Here is an 18306-nt window from a genome sequence, read left to right as displayed (position 1 = left end):
AACATGCCAGAGCGATCCATTAATAGCCGCCCCAGCATGGTCGACAACGCCTCCCCGCCACGTCACCGTCGCCTCTCGAGACGGCCGAACAACGCCGCGCGCCCATTCCTCTCATGGGCCGTCAGGCCGTCCTCGACCCGCCGCCCGATCACCTCCTCGAGCGAACGCGCGGCGGCGACGGTGGAGGCCTGCTGGATGTAGGGCTCGCAGGAGCGCGGGTCCCGGTGCCCGAGGAGCCTTGGGATGAGGTCGGCCAGTTCCGGGGCATGGTCGACGATCGCGGTGGCGGCGACATCCCGGAACAAATGCGGGCTCAGTCCCAGCCCGAATTCCTCCTCGGTGATGCCCTTCACACAGTCCGTCAGGCCGTTGGGCGTCAGCGGGGAGCCGATGTAGCCCGGACAGGCCGACAGCCACAGAGCGTCACCGGACTCTTCGCTGACGAGCGTCGGTCGCCAGAAGCCCAGCCAGCGTTCCATCGGCTCGATCACGCCGGCCGCCAACAGCTCCACCCGGCTGTCGTCGTTCTTGGTGTTGAGCCACAATAGGCTGAACCCTCCGCGCGGCAGGCGGTCGATGAAGCCGCCGGTGATGGCGTCGTCCGGCGCCTCACCCAGGCGAAGTTCATGAAGATTGCGGCGGCGAACCGGGTGATGAGTCAGCATCAGGATGATCAGCCCCTTCTGGTAGAGCGCCGCTGCCCGCCGGGTCCGCCCGGTGTTCTCCGCCCGGGCCATCAGCCTTCGGGCAAGGTCGCGCAACTCGGTCACGCTTCTCATCCGTTCAGCCTTCCGACGGGCCTTCGGTGCATTCCTGGCCTCTCTCTGGAGTTCCAGGGTATGCGCAAACAGCCAGCCCCAATCCTCATCGGGCCATAGGGCACGAGCCATCGTGGCGAGATTGATCGCCACGCTCGCCAACGTGGCGGCCGAACACCCCTTGCCGGCCTTCACAGCGAGATACGCCTCCACCTGCTCCGGCGTCACGGCCAACGGGAGTGATGCCGACCAGCAGAAGGCGAGGTACAGACCCATGTCCTTTTCACGCAGGTCGGCCGTCTTCGCCGACCACTCCCGCGCAGGATTGTTCGTCACCGCGAGGTCGCGCAGCGACAGCCTCCGTCCGCCCGTTCCCCGCGCGGCGGCCCAGGCGGCGCGGATCGGCGTCGGCCACTCCTCGACCAACAGGCGGCAGCGCCGGCGCTGACTGGCAGCACCCCGTCCCGGGCCGTTAGACGTCGTCCGCGCGGGCGACGCCAGCCAGACCGCCCGCACGGCGCGCTCAACCCAAAGATGGTCACCGGCCGGATCGCGCTCCCGCAGCGCGGCCGCCAGACCGTAGAGCAATTCGGTCATGTCCTTCGGCCGGCTGACGTGCGTCACCGCCAGATGGGCGATGTAGGCCTCGAGCCGGCCGGGGTTGATGCCCGGCTCCTCCTCGCCGCACCACCGGCGATAGGCGTTCCAGCCGCGACGATTCCGGCGATTGCGGATGCGCTCGTCCCGTTTCACGACGGCCTCCGTCCGGCTTTCGCCGTCCGACGCGTGTGGCCGGGGGTGCGTTCCCTGACCCGATCGACCGCGGTCTCCAGCGCGGCCGCAGCCTGATCCTGCGACACACCGCCATATTCGCGGCGCCCCGCCCCATGATGGCCGAGAAGACGGCTCACCGTGTCCTGATAGCGCGGGTCCTCATCCAGCAGCAGCTTGGTGGCGAGGTGACGCCATAGGTGCGGGTTCATCTTCAGACCGGTTTCGCGCGCGACCACCCGCGAAATGAGTCCGGAAAACGCCGCCGCCCGCATCGGCCTGCCCTCCCCGTGCCGGGGGAAGAGGAAGGGGCTGCCGGCATCGCCGAGCAGCGGGCGGTAGTGGGTGCGGTAGATTCCCAGCAACGCCATCTTCCATGGTTTCAGCACTGCACGCACGGCAACGTTCCCCTTGGTTTGCCGCGCCTCGTACGCGACCGCGCCATTGGCGTGGCGGGACAACGGCCACTGGACGTTGTCGAGGCGAGTTCCGCTGAGGGTCCACACCCGCACCGGCAGGCTGTTGAGCAGCAGCACCCCCATCGCCACCGCCGCGGTCAGCGCCATGCGCGGCGTGATCGGCGTTTCCCCCGCAGCGGTTTGGGACCGCCGCTCGCTTTCCAGGCGCTCCATTACACGGATCGGCATCTCATGCAGCGCGCGCAGATTCTCAGGGGTGGAGAACTGGACGAGCTTCCGCTGGTTCTCCGGAGTCAGGTCGCAGGAAATTCTATGTTGCGCGCGGGCGCACTTGATCAGAGGAAGAAGGTCGACTACCACCGGGTTGGCCTCCGGCGGCAGACGTATGGCGGCCATAGCGACGAAACCACAGGCGTTGTGCAGCGTCTTGGCCGCCTTGCGCGGCAATCTCACCTCACCAGCGGGGACATGCTCGTCGCAGTAGGCATCGTACCACGCCGAGAACACATCGCCGTTGATGACGTCGCTGATGGCACGCAGGTCTTCCAGCTTCCTATGGCCGTGGTGGACAGCCCAGGATGCGAAGCGTCGTACGAAATCACCCAGTTCTTCGATAGAAGCATCGCGAAGCTGCTTAAGTCCGCCGCCGTCAGATTTACGGCGGCCATCGACCTTGTTGACGAGGTGTTTTAGCGCCTCGGCTTTTGCGCGCAGCCCCGTCACGCCGGGCTGGTACCCGGTGCGTGCCACGACGAGCAAATCCGAGATGCTGCGCTGGAAGGCCGGCGGGAACGCGGTCAGCGGCAGGCTGACCGGCCCCTTGTCGGCGAGCCCGAGCGTCAGGCGTCGGCTCGGCCAGCCGGGGACGGTCTCCACCGCCTGGTTCCAGTACCCCCGGACGTGGCGGATCGCCACGGTCAGATCCTTGCGGCAGCCGCAGGCCATCATGCGGTCGGCCACCGCGGCGGCGGCGGCGTCGTCGACGGCGTCCGGGGCGATCCCCACGTCGGAGCAGTGGCGCATCAGGAAGGACAGCGGGCCATAGGCGCGGGGCACCGTCGCCCGCCACGCCGTCCACAGCGCCCGCCATTCCGGCGTCAGGGCGCTCGGGTCGCTCACCGGAAGCAGGGCCGGTCGCGGAGCGACGAGGTCCAGAGCCTTGCGCAGCAGCGACTTGACGTTCTTCACCGTCTTTCGGGACACCCCGAGCGCGGCATGCTGACTGGCGAGCGCCTTGAGCTGCGGATCGAGCGACCGCAGGCTGGCCGGCAACTCGCCGGGCGGACGCCCCAGCCAGCGCGCGGCGCTGGTGATCGCGCTGACCAGCGCGGGCCGGTCGCTGTCAGCCACCAGAGGGGACGAGGCGACGACCTGCCGGAGATCCTCGAGCGTCCGAGCCGTCGGGCGAACCACAGCGGAGGTCTGGGGCCTGGGCGGCTGCGGCGGGGCCTGCACGATCGCCTGCGGCCAGCCGGGGACCTTCTTCGCGGCAGCGTTCCAATAGGTCCGCACCTGCCGGTAGGCTTCCTTGCGGTCGGTCCAGGTTCCGGCGGTCGTCAGATGGTCGGCCACCGCGTTCAGCACGCCCTCGTCGACGGAGGAGGGCTCGACGCCATTGGCGCTGCACCAGCGCGCGGTGGTGGACAGCGGTCCCGGAATCGTGCCGAGCGCCGCGCGGGCGTCGCACAGGCGACGCCAATCCGGCGACAGGGCGCCCGGCGCATCGCGGCGGGGCAACGTGAGCGGTTCCGTCATACGGTCCTCCTGGTTTCTCCCGACGCGAAAGGCTTCGGGACGGCAAGGGGGCCGACAATGCGCGACGATCCACGACAATCCGCGACATCTACGCACATTCGGGACAGGGGATGGGGGAAAAGGCCCCATTGTTTTTCACCCCTTGTCCCGAGCCGGCCCAAGTGATTGGAAAATCAGCGACAATCCACGACAATCGACGACCATCCGCGTCGGCGCGTCAGCGCGGCCGGCGCGGCTTGGTCGAGGGACGGACGCGCTTGCCTTTCGTATCCCCGCCGGTGTTCCCGGAGGGGCCGGCATCGTCGGGTGTGAGCGCGGGCGGCAGCGTCACCGCCCGGTTCGCCTGTTCGAACGCCAGGAGCGACGCAGCGCTGATGCGGCGGGTGGTGCCGGCCAGCGTGGTGACGACGATGCGTCCGTCCCGCGCCCAGCGTTCGACAGCCCGCCGCGTCACGCCATACCGGTCGGCAGCCTCGTCGAGGCTGTACCAGAGCTGATCAAGAGACATCGGGTCCTCCTCCTCTGTTGCGCCGGCCATATGGGGCCGTGGACAGAGGAGGCGGGTGCAGGACGCCGATTTCTTCGGCGTCCTGCGGTCGCGCCGCGACGGGGACGTCCGGCGTCAGCGAAGGACCGCCACCCGTCCCGTGCGCGGGCGGTCATGCACCGTGATGGTGATCTCGAGGTGCTGGTGGGGGGCGGCGAGGCGGCCACTGACGACGGCGTCCTCGGTCATCGCCTGAAGAAGGTCGAGAACCTGGGCCTCGACGGCGCGCTGCTCGGCCTGTCGACGCAGGGCGGCGTCGAAGGCCGCTTCGTAGCGATCGTCAGGGTCGTCGTCCTCGTCGTCGACGTTCCGGTCCTGCACCCGGTCGCAGAGGCCTGCCAGTTCCATGATCCGGCATCGGAGCGCCTCGGACGGCGCCGGGCCGTCGAGCAGCGGATGGATCGCGCGCCCCAGGACGGCGCTGCGGGTGATGAGCCGGGCGAGGGCTTCGAGCGATTGGGCGGTCGTCATGTTGCTCCTCCACGATGGCCGCCGTGCGGTACGGCGGGTCAAGGAGGACTGGCTGGCGGAATGCGTCGCGTCGCCGCCGACCATATGGGGCCGTTCCGGCGCAGCGTCTCCGAAAAAGTGACGCCACTCCCGCTGACCGCGTTTGCCGGAATCATCGATGACTCTTCGATGATTGCTCTGTCTTAGCCGGATCAAGGGGTTGCGGACCGCTTTCGTCCGCCTTTGCCGGATTTCGTCCGCCGATGGCGGCCCCGCTCGGGGATGCCCCCGAATGGATGCCGGGATGGCCCCGAACGAATGCCGGAACCCTTCCGAACAGATGCCGGGATCCCTCCGAACGAATGCCGGGAATCCCCCGAACAGACGCCGGAATGGCGTTGGCAATCGATTGATCGGACGTGGCTTTTCGCTCTCTGAATCAATGAATCCGTCGAATTGGAAGAACAAGGGAGGAAAGGCGACGCCCCTCGGCGAGGGCCATCGCGATCCCCGCCGCCCGCTCTAGGGTGAGGAAATGGAGAGACGGCGAGGGATGCCGGAAGCGGGCCGAACCCATATTCGCGGCGCACCGATGAGCGGATGAGGAGGATGGCGATGGCGGCGAGTGCGGCGGACTGGAGCACGGCGGTGACGCTTTCCGGAAAAGGCGGACAACGCCGGTCCGCCGGCTGTCCAGCCCCGTCCGCCGGCGGACGGGAACCGCCCGCCTCACGCCCGGCGACCGGAGGACTGCGATGATCCGCGAGCGCAGGGGCAAGCGTGGATCTGGATGCCTTCAGGTGATCAGCGTCCGCTACGACCCCGCGATCGGCCGGAATCGGCAACGGGTCGTCGCCACGCTGCCCCTGGATGCCGACGGCCTGCCGTCACGCGTCGCCGCCGAACTGACGACGACCGAGCGGCGCAACGCCGAGGCCTTCTTCGCCGCCCGCAGCCATGATCTGCGCGAGAGACGCATTTTCGAGAGCGTCGCCGCCCTGGTGGTGCAGGGCCACAGGATCCGCGCGGCGCTGGCCGATCCTGGCGATCGCCCGGTTGTGATCAAGGCGGCGACGTTGTACGGCCTGGGTGCGATCCTGACCGAGTTGGTCAGTGCCGCCGCGACCGCCGGCCTGCGCGGGCGGATCAGGGTACCGGCGCGTCGTCGCCAGAACGTCTGACCGAAAGGACGTTCACCATCCGGCGGACGCTGGACAACGGCACACCGGGATACCCGCTGATACCGCCGGCGTCCCAAAGCGAAAGAGTGCATGACAGCGGCGGCATGTCAGGTGACAGGCTGTTCGGTATGATGGACCCACCTCGCATAGTTTGGGGCCAGGAACATCGCGACCGTCCCTCACGGCGCAGACCTGGACGGAGATCGTGCCGCACACCGCCATGGCGGCTGGCCCCGTTGCGGAGGGTTGGAATAGGAAACTCCTTCGGGTGGAGGCGGCTGATGTCGGACGGGCAACTTCTGCTGCACTGGCGGCCGTTGGCCTGCGACCCGCCGGAACTCGGCCACATGGCGGCGGCCTGGCGCGGCTGGTTTCTTTGGGCATCTCCTAATTCGCATCCGACCGCCACATCATGGAACTGGGGCGCGAAGCCGCCTAGCCCGGACCGGCCGTTCAGCGGGGACGCGGCAACGGCGACGGCCGCCATGGCCGACGCGGAAGCGGCACTACTCGCACGCCTGAGCGGCCATGAGCGTGCCGCCCTGGCGCGGTCCGTCGTCCCATGACGGAACTGGGCTGGCGAATGATTGGCCAGGGCTGGCGGCTGGATGTCGGGCCGGGCCTCAGGCTTCACGTGGATCCGCTGCCTCGGAATGGCGACGGTCGTACCGAGTGGGTCTGGTCGGTCCTGGCGCAGCGGACAGAAGAGGCGGGATGGGAGGTGGTGGACGGTTTGGCCGTTGATCAGGCTTGCGTGGCGGCCGAACCGGCCATGAACGACGCCCTCGCGGCGTTGTTGGCGCTTGGCGTGGTGACGGCGCATGATCTGGCGCGGCTAGCAAGAGGGGAGCACCTCCGGTAAGCCGATGACGGAACACGCCTGATGACGAGGCGTCGACGTGGCCGCAACGATTTCAGCGTTGATGACGCGACAACGGTTTCGAAGCGTTGCCGTGGGCTGCCCGTCCCCGGCGCCCACCCGGACCTGGCGGCGGCCGGGCGTCGGCAAGGAGCCGCTCCCGCTTCGCCACACTCGGCGACGGGGCGGCTCCGCCTTCGTGGCAAACGCGCTAGTGAAGCGCAGCCTCGACCCGCGGCCGGGTGAGTACGATCAACTGCTGCATGGCACGCGCCAGTGTGTCCGCGGTCGCCGTGTCTGGAAAAACGACCTGCAGGCGTCCGCAGCCGCCGACCCAATTGGGATCGTGCACCACCGCCTGCCCGGGCATGGCATCGCGCACCACGGCGCAAAGGGCGGGAAGGATGCCCGTAACCGCGGCGGCCTTCTCCGTCTCGACGTGCAACTCGACACCCATGTGGCGGCGGGCGTGGGACGGCAGGAACTCGTAATGCACCAAGGCCGGCCAGCCCGCCACATAGATCTTGCGGTAGCGGTCCTTGCCGGGACCTTCGGTCACGCCCTCGCTGCGAAGCGGGTCGAACGCGGCAACGGCGGCGCGGAGCAACGCGCGCAGGTCGCGCGGCGGCACGGACGGCGTGGGCGCCGCCGCATCGACAGGCACGTCCACCGGCGCGCGCTGGCTCGGAACACCGCCGCCAGCCCCCAACCGCGCCCGTGCCACGGCAACGGCGTCCTCGATGCTGTTGCCGGACACGCGAAACAGCACGTCGTCGGCCTCCTGGACGATGGCGACGGGGCGGCCGTCGACCAGCCCGCCGACGATCCGCAACGCACCCTCTTCCACGATGATCATCCCGCCCATGGCGCGATCCTCCCTGTTCGGCTTTCTGACATCATGCCTTCGTCGTCTCCGTCGCGTCGGCCAACGGCACCGTGTGCGGGTCCACGAAGTGGAACGGCGTCGTGCGCCGGAACCCGCCCTGGACCGGAGCCGTGGCGAGCCCGAAGAGGCGTAGGTCGCGCAGCGTGTCGAGCACGCAGGGCCTGACCTTATTCGCCACGTCGGTGCCGGCGAAGCGGCTCGACACCCGCTCGGCAACCTCGCCTTCGATGTCCTGGGCGCACACGGCTCCGCGTTCCTTCAGCAGCGCGTAAACGGCGTGGCTGACCATGACGAGATCGCGGTAGGCAGCCGAGCTCACGACGGTTTCGTCGGGCCGGGCCGGATAGGCGTTCCCGGACGCCCGCGCCCGGGCGATGTTGGGCATGACCGGCGTCATCGGGCTCTTGCGGGTTGGGTCGACTTGGTGGAAGCCCTGGGAAATGCCGTCGTCGGCGTTGCCGGAGAGCCTGGGACGGAGTTCCCGGCCGGCCTCCAGACAAAAGACGGCCGGCAGGGGAATCCGCCGGGTCCGCGGCTGGACCTGGATGCGTCCCGACGCGACCCGCCCCGGCCCGTCGGCCACCATGGCTGCCGGGGCCGGCACGGCAGTGGCCGAGGCTCGCGGGGCATGGCGATTGGCCAGCCGTGCGCGCGCTTTGTCGACGGCATCGCCGACATCCTCGCCCGTCGTCTGAAACAGCGTTTCCCCACCCGACAGGACCACGGCAATGGGACTGCCGTCGACCAGCCCAGCGCTGATCGTGACCTCATCCAGTTCGATGGTCATCCTGTGTGCCGTCATGCGCCTCCTCCACATCCATGTCGATCACCCGCTCAAGCCCCTGCACCGGCCACGCGCCCACCCAGGGCTCCAGCTTCGTCCTGGAGCTATGGGCACAACGGCGGAATCAGCGCGGCTCCTCGTGCCGTGGCGGCGCGCCGGGGCTGGTCTTCTGCCAATCGCGCAACGTCTGGTCGGTGCCGGGAATCCTCCAGGCGTTCGGACCGCTGCAGTTGCGGTCGAGCACGACGCCACCGGCTTGACTCGCGCTGGAGAACCGCCACGCTTGGGAAAAGACCAGCAGCTTGGGATCGGCGGCTGGCCGCAACACGCCGCGCGCCAGGAGCTGGTCGCGCAGCGGGCGGTCGCGGCTGACGTCGGTGCCGTAGGCGCGGGCGGTCGAACCGGCGAGCACGACGAATCCATCCCCGTCCGGTCGTCCGCGCGCCGCCGCGGCGCCGCCGCGCAGCTCGAACACCGGAGCATCGGCACCGTCCGCCGCCGCGCCGCTGGCACCGGTGGCCGGCGCCAGCGATTCGCTGTGGACGTCCACCACCCCGGCGGGGTGAAGGCGGGCAAGCACGGCGGCTCTCGCGGCCTCTTCGCTCGCCCCCGTGCACTGGAACAGGATCTCCCCGTCGAGCATGGCAAACGCCACGTGCTGGCCGTCGAGGACACCCAGCGCAATGGTCGGCTGATCGTCGCTCACGTCTTCCTCACACCGCCTAGCCGGCCGCAACCGGCGTGCTGGCGAACGGCACCGCCGGCTGCACGGCCGCGCCGAACAGGCGGGCGGCCGTCGTCCGCAACGCGTCCGTGCCGGGCATGGCGGTCAGCGCCGCGACGCCGTCGCCGAACCACCGCTCCGGTCCTGGATAGAGGATGGCCGCCATCCTCACCACGGCGTTGCCGTTCGCGTCCCGTATGGCGTCGCGGTACGCGTGCATCTTGTCGATGTCCTCTTTTTTCGGTCCGATGGTGCCGCCGTCCCCGTCAGCGTCACCGAACAGCTTGTACTTCGGATCGAGGATCAGCAGTTCGCGGCGCAGCGGCGTGCGAACCTCCACGGTCACGTCCGGAATTTGGCGGAAGCTGACGCTGCCCAGGTCGGCAAAGGGCGGAGGCGCAAAGTCGCGCTGCGGCGTCAGAGTCACCGTGCAGCCGTCGGTGCGGCTGAGCACGACGGCGGGCCGACCATCTGGAAGGACGTCCAACAGCGCCCCCATCAGCCCGGGCGTGACCAGACGCTGGCTGGCGACGGTGAACCCCAGGTCGGCCGCAACGGCGAGAAGGGCGTCGATCAGGGTGAGCGTGCCCCAGGTCTCGTACAGCGCCGGCACGTTCTCCATCGGGGCCTCGAGCGCCGGATCCCGCAGGCGGGCGCGGGCGGAACGCCGAAGCGCGAGGAAGCCTTCCAGGGCGGCGCGGTACGCCGGCCGGCGCAGCAGGACCATCGTCAGGCGGTCCGGGGCGGAGCGCAGTCGCCCGACACCGTCGAGAAACGCCGCGGCCCGGCACGCCGCGCGAAAGCGGGCGCGCAGGCCACCCAGGGTGTCGCCGGCCGCGGCCGCGAAGCCGGCCGACAGACCGGCGCAGGCTTCGAGGCGGCGCAGCCGCCCGTCGACCTGGTCACGGAACTCACGCACGAGCCGGTTTTCGTAGGTGTCGTAGGTCGGTTCGTTGCGCACATCGACCAGCCGCAGCGGCAACCTCTCGGCCGTGAGATTGCCCGCCTGCCCCAGCGCCGCCGCGAGCCGTCCCGGAACCGGACGGCGGACGCGCTCGGCCGGCGTCCAGATCTCCCGGTCGGCCAGCACGACGTGCGGGTCGCGGCCGAGCCGGTTCAAGGTCTCGATCAGGCCGGGCCGCCCGGCTGCCCCCGCGAGCGCCTGGCGGACTTCCTCGAACTCTTGCGCCAGCGTCGCCGGCCCGGGCGGACGGAAGGACAGGCCTGCGAACGCGCCGAGCCGGTCGAGCCCGATGGCCACCGAAGCCGGCAGGCGTGTCTCGAGGTCCTCGACCATGGCCGCCAGTGCCTCGTCCGAGAATTTCGCCGAACGGATGTGGATCATCGCCTCGGCGAGCGCGGCGCCGTCGCGGACCGCCAAGCGCCAGCGCCCGGCACCGGCCCGGTCCCAGGGAACGGTAACGCGCGGCACGCCCGCGATCCGCTCCACCTGGACCGCGAGGGGCCGGCCGTTCAGCGTGACCTGCACGTCGGCCCACCGCTCCACGGGAACGTCCGCCAGAATCAGGGTTCCCGGCTCCCACTCGCGCGGGACGGCGACCGGCACCCCGCGGGCGTCGTGGAACACGAGGGAGGGCGTGGCGCCGGCCGGCGGCGCGGGATCAGAAGAAAGAGGTGAAGCCATGTGCGAGGAAGCGGTGGTGCATCTGGCGGGCGCGGGCGGCGCTGAGCGGCATCGTGGGGGCACACAGGTCGACGAGGCGCTGCAACGCGTCGCCGACCCGGGCATCGTTGCCCTTGATCTTCGGCAGCACCTTCTGCAGGACCTGCTCGTCCAGCGCGTCCGGCCACGCGACGCCCAACACCTGGGAGTGCGCGACGTACTGGTCGATCTCCGACAGGACGCGGAACGCGAAGGGGGCGACCTCGGCGACCACGTCCCAGACGTCCAGCACCGCGGCGGCAAAGGGCTTGCCGTCGAGTTGCGCGGCCAGCAGCTCGCGCGGGCTGTCCAGCTCGAGCATCTGCGCGCGGTCATAGATCTTGTCGGCGAAAGCGTGCGTGGTCTCGTCGACGTTGACCGTGCCGATGAACGCCAGGTTGGGCGGCAGCGCGACCCGCCGCCCGCCGGCAAGCTCGACCTCGGCCTGCCCGCTGCGGGCCCGCAGCTCCATGGCCGACAGGAAGGTGGCGAAGTAGTACTCGACGCGGGCCAAGTTCATCTCGTCGAGCACGAGATGGAACGGCCGCGCCGGGCGCCGGGCGGCCTGCGCGGCGGCGTACTCCTGGCCTGCCTCCTGGAGGAAGCGGGTGAACGCGGTGGCGTGGAAGGTGCGGTCAAGCGGGTTGAAGTAGCCGAGCAGATCCTCGTTGGTGGTCCAATTCGGCGCTACCGGAACCACCAGATACCGCGCGCCGACCGCCGTTGCATAGACGTCCGTCAGCCACGTCTTGCCCGTGCCGCTCACGCCGGCCAGGATGACGAAACCGCGGGCTTTCAGCGCGACGTGGTAGCGGCGCAGGGTGCGCTCGGACAGCCGCAGGCCGGAAGCCTGGACGCGGGCGACGATCTCCGCAAACGGCGGCTCCGGCAGCGTTTGGTGGCGCTGCTGCTCCATCACGAGCTGGACCAGCAGCTCGCGGGGCACCTCGTGGACGTCGTTGTAGCGCCAGGAGCGTTGCTCGACCCGGCGGGGAAAGCCGTCGGTGTGCCAAGCGACGCCGACGCGGTGAGCGCCCTCCGGGGCAGCCAGCCGCCGGTAGGGCTCGGTCACGACGCCGGCCGCAAGCACCTCGCCGGAGGCCTCTCCCGCCACGACGACGTCGCCGGGCTGGAGCGCGCGCACCAGCCACAAGCCGGCGGCGGTGCTCTGCGCAACGTCCTCGTCCGGGTTGGCGTCGGCCAAGGCGGCGGCGAGGTCCCTTTGGCTGGCGAACGCCGCCAAGTCCGTGGCGGGGGCCACGTCGAGGCGGAGGTCGGAGCCGGCCAGCCAGCCGCCGATCCCCTCGGCCGGCGGGCGGACGCGCACCACCAAGCGTCGGGAGGCGGCGTCGGTTGCGGCCAGGATGGCGGCGAGCCCGCCGCCCACCGGCACGGGCGGCCCGGCGTCCAGCGCCGCCGGCGCGTCGTCGCCGACCATGGCCACCCACAGGAAGCTCTGGACGTCGATCATGTCGCGCGGCGCCCAGCCCTCCTCGGCCAGCTTCTGGCGGATGGTGGCCGCAAACGTGCGCGCATCGCGGTAGTCGGCGGCGCTCGGCGGGCGTCCCCAGCCGCCCAGCTTGCGCCCGCTCAGCCGCGCGCCGGCCTTGTCGAACAGGTCGGTGCGCACGAAGATGTCCCGCTCGGGATCGACCAGCATCAGCAGCAGCGTGCCGACGTTGCGAAGCACCGCGGGCCTGCCGCCGCCCGTCGGGAGCACGGCTTGGTAGGCGTTCGCGAAGCGCTCGAGCCGTTCCGCCGCGTCGCCCTCGCCGAGCAGCAAGTCCCGCAGGGCACCGGCCGCGACGAGGCACTGCTCGTCGGTCAGCTTGGCCAGGTGCTCCCAGGAGCGCCAGCCGACGAGGTTCTGCGGACGCCCGCTCGACGGCAGCGCCTCCCTTTGCATCACCTGATACAGCGCGGCGCACACCTCACGCGCCTGCGCCGGGGTCGCCGCAGGGGCCGTCAACCGGGGGAGCAGGGCCGCGCGCACGAGCGCCACGAGCTCGTCCTTGGAACGGCGCTCGGTCTCCACGTACGCGGCTCCGGCCTCAGCAAACGACCGGAAGCCCGGCATCTGCCGCAGAAACTCGCGCTTCAGATTCTCCAACTCGGCTGCGTCGACCTGCATGGCGTCTCGGGGGCGCTTGCAGCCCCAATTGTGAGTAAATGGGAGGAATCAACCTGAACGATCATGGCGGGAGACGGGCAGGCGCGCAAGGGAGTTGATCGACAGCCTTACGGCCCGGCTCGGTTCCGTGGGGCACAGGGACCGGAAGCGCCCGGATCAGCATCGAGTTCGGCCGACTTGCGGGCTGCGGTGCGCGCCCGACGCCAAGCCCTCTGGATCGCCAGCCTCGGCAAAGTGACGAGCGGACGCCAGCAGTGTTCCCGTTGGTCGCCCGTTGCCACGGCGCGTGCGGATCGGCGAAGAAGCCCCTCATCCTGATGGTCGATACGGAGGCCGAGCTTCGCCGCGAGGACGCCGCCATCACCCAGGACCTGATGTCCGCGGGCGGCCGCACGGTGCGCAAGCTGCGGGCGCCGGTCCCGTTCCTGCTCGGCAAGGTCGACACGCAGGGCATGCTGGACTCGGTGGAGGAGAGCCGTCGGGACGCGGAGGTGAGCCTGACCGAACAGCAGACCGCGTTGGAGCGCCTGCGCGGCGCCGAGCGCGACCTGCGGGACGCGGTGGCTGAACTGGAGCGCCTCACGGCGCCCGGCCTCGCGGCCAGCTTGGCGGAGTTCGATCGGATCGCGCAAGACCGAGCGCCGATCGAGGTGATCCGCGCCGCCAGGGCGGATCTTCCCGCGACCGAGGAGACCATCCGCGAGGCCACGGCGGAGAAAGGACGCATCGAGGGCGCCCTGCAGGGCGTGCGCGAGCATCGGCGCGGTTGAGCGAAGCATCGCGGACCTTAGGGACAAAGTGGAAGAGTCGCTCGCCTACGCTGATCGCGTGATGGTCGCGTCGCAGGCGGCCGAGCGCAGGGCTGTGCTGATCGCTGAAGGCGACCCAGACCTTCAAGGAGGATTTCGTCAGCAAGATGCGCGGAGCGTTCGACGTGATGGGCGGGCTACTCGGGGAACTTAACCGGCAGTTGCGCAAGCGCGCGTTCCACGGTCTGGCGTACCGCTTCGCACGCCAGGAGGCGCCGGGCTACCGGGACATGACACGCTCGTCGAGCGGTCGTCCGACCCTGGGATGGCGGAAGCCCCTTTTGATTCTGACGGTCGAGAACCTCACGTCCTTCCACCGCCAAGTGCGCGAGGCGCGGCAGGCGGACATGTGCGTGGTCTACACCGGGGGATTCCCGAACCTCACCGTGATCCGGGCGTTGCGCCATCTGCTCCGCGCGGCCCCGACTTCACCCTGCCTGTTCCATTGGGGCGACGTCGACGCCGGCGGCGCGCGCATCGCCGGCCATCTGGAGGACAGCCTCGGGACCGCGGTCGTTCCGCACCTGATGGACGCATCGACCGTGCGCCGCTTCGGGCGCGCCGGCCGCACGGCCGACATGACGGCGCTCAGCCGACGCCCCGGAGCGGCCGGGACCATCGCGCGGACGATCCTGGAGAGTGGCCTCTTGCTCGAGCAGGAGGCCGTGGATCCAGTGCCCGTTGGCGACGCTTCCGGGAGCGCCCCCCATCAGAGCGGCGGGTAGCGTCCGGATTCGTCCACGAAGGCGAAGGGTGACCAGTATCGCTATTCGTCCGTCGCCGGATCGCTTTTCGCCACCGGCAGAGCGAAAGTCCAGGATGCGTAGCCCCGGCGATCGAGATAGTGTTTGCGGGCGAGGATTTCCGCCAACTCGTGCCCGCTGATCTCATCCTTCTCCACGCGACGGGCCAGCCTGAGGAGCGCCTTGGTCAACTCGAGCGATTTGCCCATCGCCTGATTCAACCCCTCGAGCATTGCTTCGAGCGACTCTTCCTGTTTTGCCAGCGGCACCGCCGTCCGATAGACAGCCAGCATGGCATCAGCGACGGCTTCACCCACCTTCTTCAGCGATTCCACGTCACGCTTCAGCGTGGCGACGAGGATCATGCACTCCGTGTCGATCGTGTCGGTCATGCCTTCCGTTCCTTACCGAGGGCACCACGTTCGTGCGGTGCCGGGAAGGGAAGATCGGTTCGCTCGTTGAGGACGGCCCCCAAATCTGCGGAATCTTCCTCACTCACGCGCCCGGCGGCAGCACCAGGCACAGCTGGCCGTCGACCATGGCCGTGTGGAGGCGGTAGTTGATCGACGCGATCGCCTCGGTCAGCTTCGCCAGCCGCGCGCCCTTGTAGTAGCGATTCCGGGTCTGCCCGTGCTGCGCGTGCCCCATCAGCTCGCTCACTCGGACATCCGGAACCTCGCGGTTGAACAGGTGCGTGTCGAAGCTGTGGCGAAACGAATGAAACGAAAGCCGTTCCCGCTTCATCCCAATGTACTCGAGGTAGCGGCTGAACCATTCCCCAAGGTTTTCGCCGGCGCGCGTCGCCTTTTCCGGCCGGAGGCCGGGGAACAGGTCCCGTTTGCCGGCGCGTTTCTGCGCGTCGACGTAGTCGAGGAAGCCGAGTTCGAGCAGCAGCGGGTGGATCGGAATGATCCGCTTCGAAGAGGGGGTCTTCACGCTCTTGCCGTCCTCCGGAATGACGTCGATGCACCAGATGCCGACGGTCGGAACACCATCCTCATCCTTGGGCGAGAACCGCCGCAGGCGAGGCCACGGACCCGACGGATTATCGAGATCCACATCCCAGTCGGTGAAGTCCTCCTGATCGAAGCAGCGCAGTTGGATGTCGGTGGTCAGCAACTGCGCCGCTTCGCCGAGCCGCACCCCCTCGAGGGCAGCCAGCAGCGGAATCCAGAACTTGGCGTCCTTGACCGTGCTGGAGCCTGGACGATGCCGGTAATCGATCCCGGCGCAGCCGGTCCAGCACGGGCTGGCGAACAGCTTGCGGAGGTCCGCGCTCAAGAAGGCTTCCCGATCGGCGTTGGCCGCGCGTCCGATATCCTTCTGATCGTAGCGGATCTTGAGATCAAGCAGGTCCCGGTCGATCGCCACCTTCATCGTGGTCCGGAGCCAGCGGAGCAGCCCCTTGATCTTGTCGAGGTGCTTGTTGACGGTCTTCATCGACAGGCGCGGCACCTCCGCGTCGCGCATCTCGTGGGCCAGATTGTCGCGGTCGAGCTGTCCGTCCTCCGCACGCGCCATCACCGCAGCCTGCTGGGACGCCGTCACCGCGTCGGCCCTGGCGACGGCCTCGGCGCCGGTCATGTTGCGATAGGCGCCGCGGCCGAACAGGTTCGGAACCCGGTGCAGTTCCCCCCGGAACCGCAACAGGTCTTCTTCCGTCACCTCGACGGCACGGCGGTCGCCGATGAGGCTGGTGAAGAGCTCTGCGGCAACGCGGTAGTTCCTCTCCTCCTCCTTGCACAGAGCCGCTGTCTTGAAGGGGTTCGTATCCCGCTGACGGCGGCGGACCCATTCGGCCATGGCCTGTTGGATCGTCCAGTCCTTTACCGGGCTGGACTTCTGCGGCTGGAGGCGTGCTTCCGCCTCCGTCGCTTCGGGCGTCCGGTCGACAACACTGACAGCGGGGCTGGTCGGGCCCGCTGAAGCCGCGGCAGAGGACGTCGTGACGAGCACGGACGCCGCCGCAGCGACAGCGGGCTGAGTGGCCTCGGAGTGCGGGTGGGCTTCCACCTCCGTCTGGACGGGCACCGGGCGAGCGCTGGGTTCAACGGTGTCGATTGATGCCCCAGGGACCGCGACCGAGGAGGACCGCACCGCCTGCTGCACGGGCATGACGGACGGCATCAGCGCCGGCGCGGGCGGCGGCGCCACGACGGTGGTGGGCCGCCCCTCGGCTCCGGAAACTGCATTGCCCGACGGCGCGCCAGCCGGCATGCCGACCGCCATGCTGCTGGCCGGCAAGGGCGGCAGAACGTCAGTGAGATCGTCGTCGTAGTGGTTCTGCTCCCGTTCGGCGTTGATGAGGTGGACGCGGGGAAGCCCGCGCAGCACCAGCCGCGCGAGGTAGCTGTGCTCGGCCGTCTCCGCCGCCGGCACCGGCAGGCCGACGGTGACGGCGCGCTCCAGCACCGCGCGGGCGGCGTCGAGACGGTTGTGCCGGACAGCGTCCTCTATGGTGGCGACGGCTTCGAGTTCGGCCTGGACCCGTCGGGCGATTTCCTCCGGCCCCCGCTCTCCGCCCAGGGCACGCGCCACCTCCGCCCGTTCCAGCTCGCCAAGCAGGATCGGTTGGAGGAGGGCGCGGAGCGCGCTGGTGTCGATGGTGCCGGCCTGCATGACCTCGCCGAGGAGTGCGAGCACGGCATCGACCACGACGCTGAGACGCCGCCCTCGCTGCCGTGCGAGGCCGGGCATATTTGTCCGCAGGGAGAGGCGTATCTCTCGACCGGCGATTTTTTTCGAAGAATTTTCCGGGGTGCCGTCATCCCCGACCGCAACCCCACCATATGCCGGCAGGATCCGGCGCCACCAGTAGACGGATCCGCGGCGGTAGAGATGGACCCCAAGCGACATCCCCGGCACTCCCCCGTAAAGGGCGCCGAACCGTCGTTGGCACAGGCCGATGGCACAGTTGGGGGACCAGCCCGCTGGCTTCGCCCTAAGTGCCTGATGTGCAAGGATTTCTAGGAAAGGTTGGTTGGGGGACTAGGATTCGAACCTAGGCTGGCGGAGTCAGAGTCCGCTGTCCTACCGCTAGACGATCCCCCAATGGTGGTCCCGACTGGGATTGAACCAGTGACCCCTACGATGTCAACGTAGTGCTCTCCCGCTGAGCTACAGGACCAAACCGCGAGATACCTAAACCACAAGAAGAGTGGCGCGAGTGACGGGACTTGAACCCGCGGCCTCCGGCGTGACAGGCCGGCGCTCTAACCAACTGAGCTACACCCGCGTCGTGAGGCGATCTTCTAAAGAACAAAGACCGCCGAAGCAAGCACTAAATTCAACCTCAACCAACTTACTCAAGTCAACCAACCAACCGCCGAAGAAGTTGGTGGAGCCGAGGGGGATCGAACCCCTGACCTCCTCATTGCGAACGAGGCGCTCTCCCATCTGAGCTACGGCCCCATGGTGCTGCCAGAGAGGATTGAACTCTCGACCTCTCCCTTACCAAGGGAGTGCTCTACCACTGAGCTACGGCAGCGTCCGGCGGGAGCGGGTGAATAGCAATCCAGGCCGCCCCCTGTCAAAGGGAAAAATATCGAAGGGGGCATTTCTTTCTTTTCACCCCCGGACAGGCCGCAGGCGGCGCTTGCATCCCGCCGTCTCCGGGGGGCATCTGTCCGCCATCGTGACCATGCCCGACCGACAGGTTTCCCCGTGGATGAGGTTCTGACCGAGGCGCGCCGCCTGATCGAGGCGCGGCATTACCGGCAGGCGGTTCGCCTGCTGCGGGACACGGCGTCCAAGGCCGCAGGGTCCGCGGAACGCGACCGGCTGACCGGCATGGCCGCGCTGGGCCGGCGCGACGCCGGCGCCGCCG

At 69.1% G+C, this 18306-nt stretch carries 15 protein-coding genes and 5 tRNA genes; 4 read left to right on the top strand and 16 right to left on the bottom strand.

The window, feature by feature from the left end:
* Positions 1–62: 62 nt before the first annotated feature.
* From QSG27_RS05660 to QSG27_RS05645, 4 genes are all read right to left on the bottom strand, one after another.
* Positions 63–1511, bottom strand: a complete 1449-nt coding sequence (locus QSG27_RS05660; protein WP_306704156.1) for a site-specific integrase — start codon at positions 1509–1511, stop codon at positions 63–65.
* A complete protein-coding gene (locus tag QSG27_RS05655; RefSeq protein WP_306704155.1) occupies positions 1508–3703 on the bottom strand; it encodes a hypothetical protein in 2196 nt (731 codons plus the stop codon). The genes QSG27_RS05660 and QSG27_RS05655 overlap by 4 nt, the downstream gene beginning before the upstream one ends.
* A 217-nt stretch (positions 3704–3920) precedes the next feature.
* Complete coding sequence (locus QSG27_RS05650; protein ID WP_306704154.1) at positions 3921–4211, bottom strand: helix-turn-helix domain-containing protein; 291 nt, start codon at positions 4209–4211, stop codon at positions 3921–3923.
* 114 nt (positions 4212–4325) lie between these two features.
* The gene (locus tag QSG27_RS05645) at positions 4326–4721 is read right to left on the bottom strand and encodes a hypothetical protein (RefSeq protein WP_306704153.1); all 396 of its coding nucleotides are present in this window, start codon (positions 4719–4721) and stop codon (positions 4326–4328) included.
* A 734-nt stretch (positions 4722–5455) separates the two neighbouring features.
* Between QSG27_RS05645 and QSG27_RS05640 the strand changes: the two genes are divergently transcribed.
* Together QSG27_RS05640 and QSG27_RS05635 are read left to right on the top strand one after the other, a co-directional pair.
* Entirely contained in the window at positions 5456–5881 is a 426-nt protein-coding gene (locus QSG27_RS05640; protein ID WP_306704152.1) for a hypothetical protein, read from the top strand.
* A 562-nt stretch (positions 5882–6443) separates the two neighbouring features.
* On the top strand, positions 6444–6743 hold the full coding sequence (locus QSG27_RS05635; RefSeq protein ID WP_145671697.1) for a hypothetical protein: 300 nt from the start codon (positions 6444–6446) through the stop codon (positions 6741–6743).
* A 208-nt stretch (positions 6744–6951) separates the two neighbouring features.
* Here QSG27_RS05635 and QSG27_RS05630 read toward each other — a convergent pair whose 3' ends face one another.
* The 5 genes from QSG27_RS05630 to QSG27_RS05610 all read right to left on the bottom strand — a co-directional run bounded on the left by QSG27_RS05630 (position 6952) and on the right by QSG27_RS05610 (position 12928).
* Positions 6952–7605 (bottom strand): hypothetical protein, encoded by a 654-nt coding sequence (locus QSG27_RS05630; protein ID WP_306704151.1) that lies wholly within the window; start codon positions 7603–7605, stop codon positions 6952–6954.
* Positions 7606–7636: 31 nt separating this feature from the next.
* The gene (locus QSG27_RS05625) at positions 7637–8413 is read right to left on the bottom strand and encodes a hypothetical protein (RefSeq protein WP_306704150.1); all 777 of its coding nucleotides are present in this window, start codon (positions 8411–8413) and stop codon (positions 7637–7639) included.
* A 121-nt stretch (positions 8414–8534) separates the two neighbouring features.
* Positions 8535–9116: a DUF4357 domain-containing protein gene (locus tag QSG27_RS05620; RefSeq protein WP_306704149.1), complete on the bottom strand. Its 582-nt coding sequence runs from the start codon at positions 9114–9116 to the stop codon at positions 8535–8537.
* Between the two features lie 16 nt (positions 9117–9132).
* A complete protein-coding gene (locus QSG27_RS05615; RefSeq protein ID WP_306704148.1) occupies positions 9133–10722 on the bottom strand; it encodes a DUF2357 domain-containing protein in 1590 nt (529 codons plus the stop codon).
* Positions 10723–10756: 34 nt separating this feature from the next.
* A complete protein-coding gene (locus QSG27_RS05610; RefSeq protein ID WP_306704147.1) occupies positions 10757–12928 on the bottom strand; it encodes an McrB family protein in 2172 nt (723 codons plus the stop codon).
* 317 nt (positions 12929–13245) lie between these two features.
* Between QSG27_RS05610 and QSG27_RS05605 the strand changes: the two genes are divergently transcribed.
* Positions 13246–13698 carry a hypothetical protein gene (locus QSG27_RS05605; protein ID WP_186464682.1) on the top strand — a complete coding sequence of 151 codons (453 nt, stop codon included), beginning with the start codon at positions 13246–13248 and terminating at the stop codon, positions 13696–13698.
* Positions 13699–13844: 146 nt separating this feature from the next.
* Positions 13845–14462 (top strand): Wadjet anti-phage system protein JetD domain-containing protein, encoded by a 618-nt coding sequence (locus tag QSG27_RS05600; RefSeq protein ID WP_306704146.1) that lies wholly within the window; start codon positions 13845–13847, stop codon positions 14460–14462.
* Between the two features lie 41 nt (positions 14463–14503).
* Here the strand turns inward: QSG27_RS05600 and QSG27_RS05595 are convergent, their stop codons facing one another.
* From QSG27_RS05595 to QSG27_RS05565, 7 genes are all read right to left on the bottom strand, one after another.
* On the bottom strand, positions 14504–14872 hold the full coding sequence (locus tag QSG27_RS05595; RefSeq protein ID WP_306704145.1) for a hypothetical protein: 369 nt from the start codon (positions 14870–14872) through the stop codon (positions 14504–14506).
* A 103-nt stretch (positions 14873–14975) separates the two neighbouring features.
* A complete protein-coding gene (locus QSG27_RS05590; RefSeq protein ID WP_306704144.1) occupies positions 14976–17336 on the bottom strand; it encodes a site-specific integrase in 2361 nt (786 codons plus the stop codon).
* A gap of 121 nt (positions 17337–17457) precedes the next feature.
* Positions 17458–17531: transfer RNA gene (locus QSG27_RS05585), tRNA-Gln, on the bottom strand.
* A gap of 1 nt (position 17532) precedes the next feature.
* A tRNA-Val gene (locus QSG27_RS05580) sits at positions 17533–17607 on the bottom strand.
* 31 nt (positions 17608–17638) lie between these two features.
* Positions 17639–17715 (bottom strand) — tRNA-Asp (locus QSG27_RS05575).
* 100 nt (positions 17716–17815) lie between these two features.
* Positions 17816–17891, bottom strand: a tRNA-Ala gene (locus tag QSG27_RS05570).
* A 1-nt stretch (position 17892) separates the two neighbouring features.
* A tRNA-Thr gene (locus QSG27_RS05565) sits at positions 17893–17967 on the bottom strand.
* Positions 17968–18306: the final 339 nt, after the last annotated feature.

The sequence above is a fragment of the Azospirillum isscasi genome (genome assembly GCF_030849505.1).
GTDB lineage: Bacteria > Pseudomonadota > Alphaproteobacteria > Azospirillales > Azospirillaceae > Azospirillum > Azospirillum isscasi.
This window is presented reverse-complemented; position numbering and strand designations above follow the sequence as displayed.

Excerpts from the sequence above, each read along its gene's own strand:
- QSG27_RS05600 (WP_306704146.1), top strand. The coding sequence starts at position 13,845 with ATGCGCGGAGCGTTCGACGTGATGGGCGGGCTACTCGGGGAACTTAAC.
- QSG27_RS05610 (WP_306704147.1), bottom strand. The coding sequence starts at position 12,928 with ATGCAGGTCGACGCAGCCGAGTTGGAGAATCTGAAGCGCGAGTTTCTG.
- QSG27_RS05590 (WP_306704144.1), bottom strand. The coding sequence starts at position 17,336 with ATGTCGCTTGGGGTCCATCTCTACCGCCGCGGATCCGTCTACTGGTGG.
- QSG27_RS05630 (WP_306704151.1), bottom strand. The coding sequence starts at position 7,605 with ATGGGCGGGATGATCATCGTGGAAGAGGGTGCGTTGCGGATCGTCGGC.
- QSG27_RS05650 (WP_306704154.1), bottom strand. The coding sequence starts at position 4,211 with ATGTCTCTTGATCAGCTCTGGTACAGCCTCGACGAGGCTGCCGACCGG.
- QSG27_RS05595 (WP_306704145.1), bottom strand. The coding sequence starts at position 14,872 with ATGACCGACACGATCGACACGGAGTGCATGATCCTCGTCGCCACGCTG.
- QSG27_RS05605 (WP_186464682.1), top strand. The coding sequence starts at position 13,246 with ATGGTCGATACGGAGGCCGAGCTTCGCCGCGAGGACGCCGCCATCACC.
- QSG27_RS05640 (WP_306704152.1), top strand. The coding sequence starts at position 5,456 with ATGATCCGCGAGCGCAGGGGCAAGCGTGGATCTGGATGCCTTCAGGTG.
- QSG27_RS05655 (WP_306704155.1), bottom strand. The coding sequence starts at position 3,703 with ATGACGGAACCGCTCACGTTGCCCCGCCGCGATGCGCCGGGCGCCCTG.
- QSG27_RS05635 (WP_145671697.1), top strand. The coding sequence starts at position 6,444 with ATGACGGAACTGGGCTGGCGAATGATTGGCCAGGGCTGGCGGCTGGAT.
- QSG27_RS05645 (WP_306704153.1), bottom strand. The coding sequence starts at position 4,721 with ATGACGACCGCCCAATCGCTCGAAGCCCTCGCCCGGCTCATCACCCGC.
- QSG27_RS05625 (WP_306704150.1), bottom strand. The coding sequence starts at position 8,413 with ATGACCATCGAACTGGATGAGGTCACGATCAGCGCTGGGCTGGTCGAC.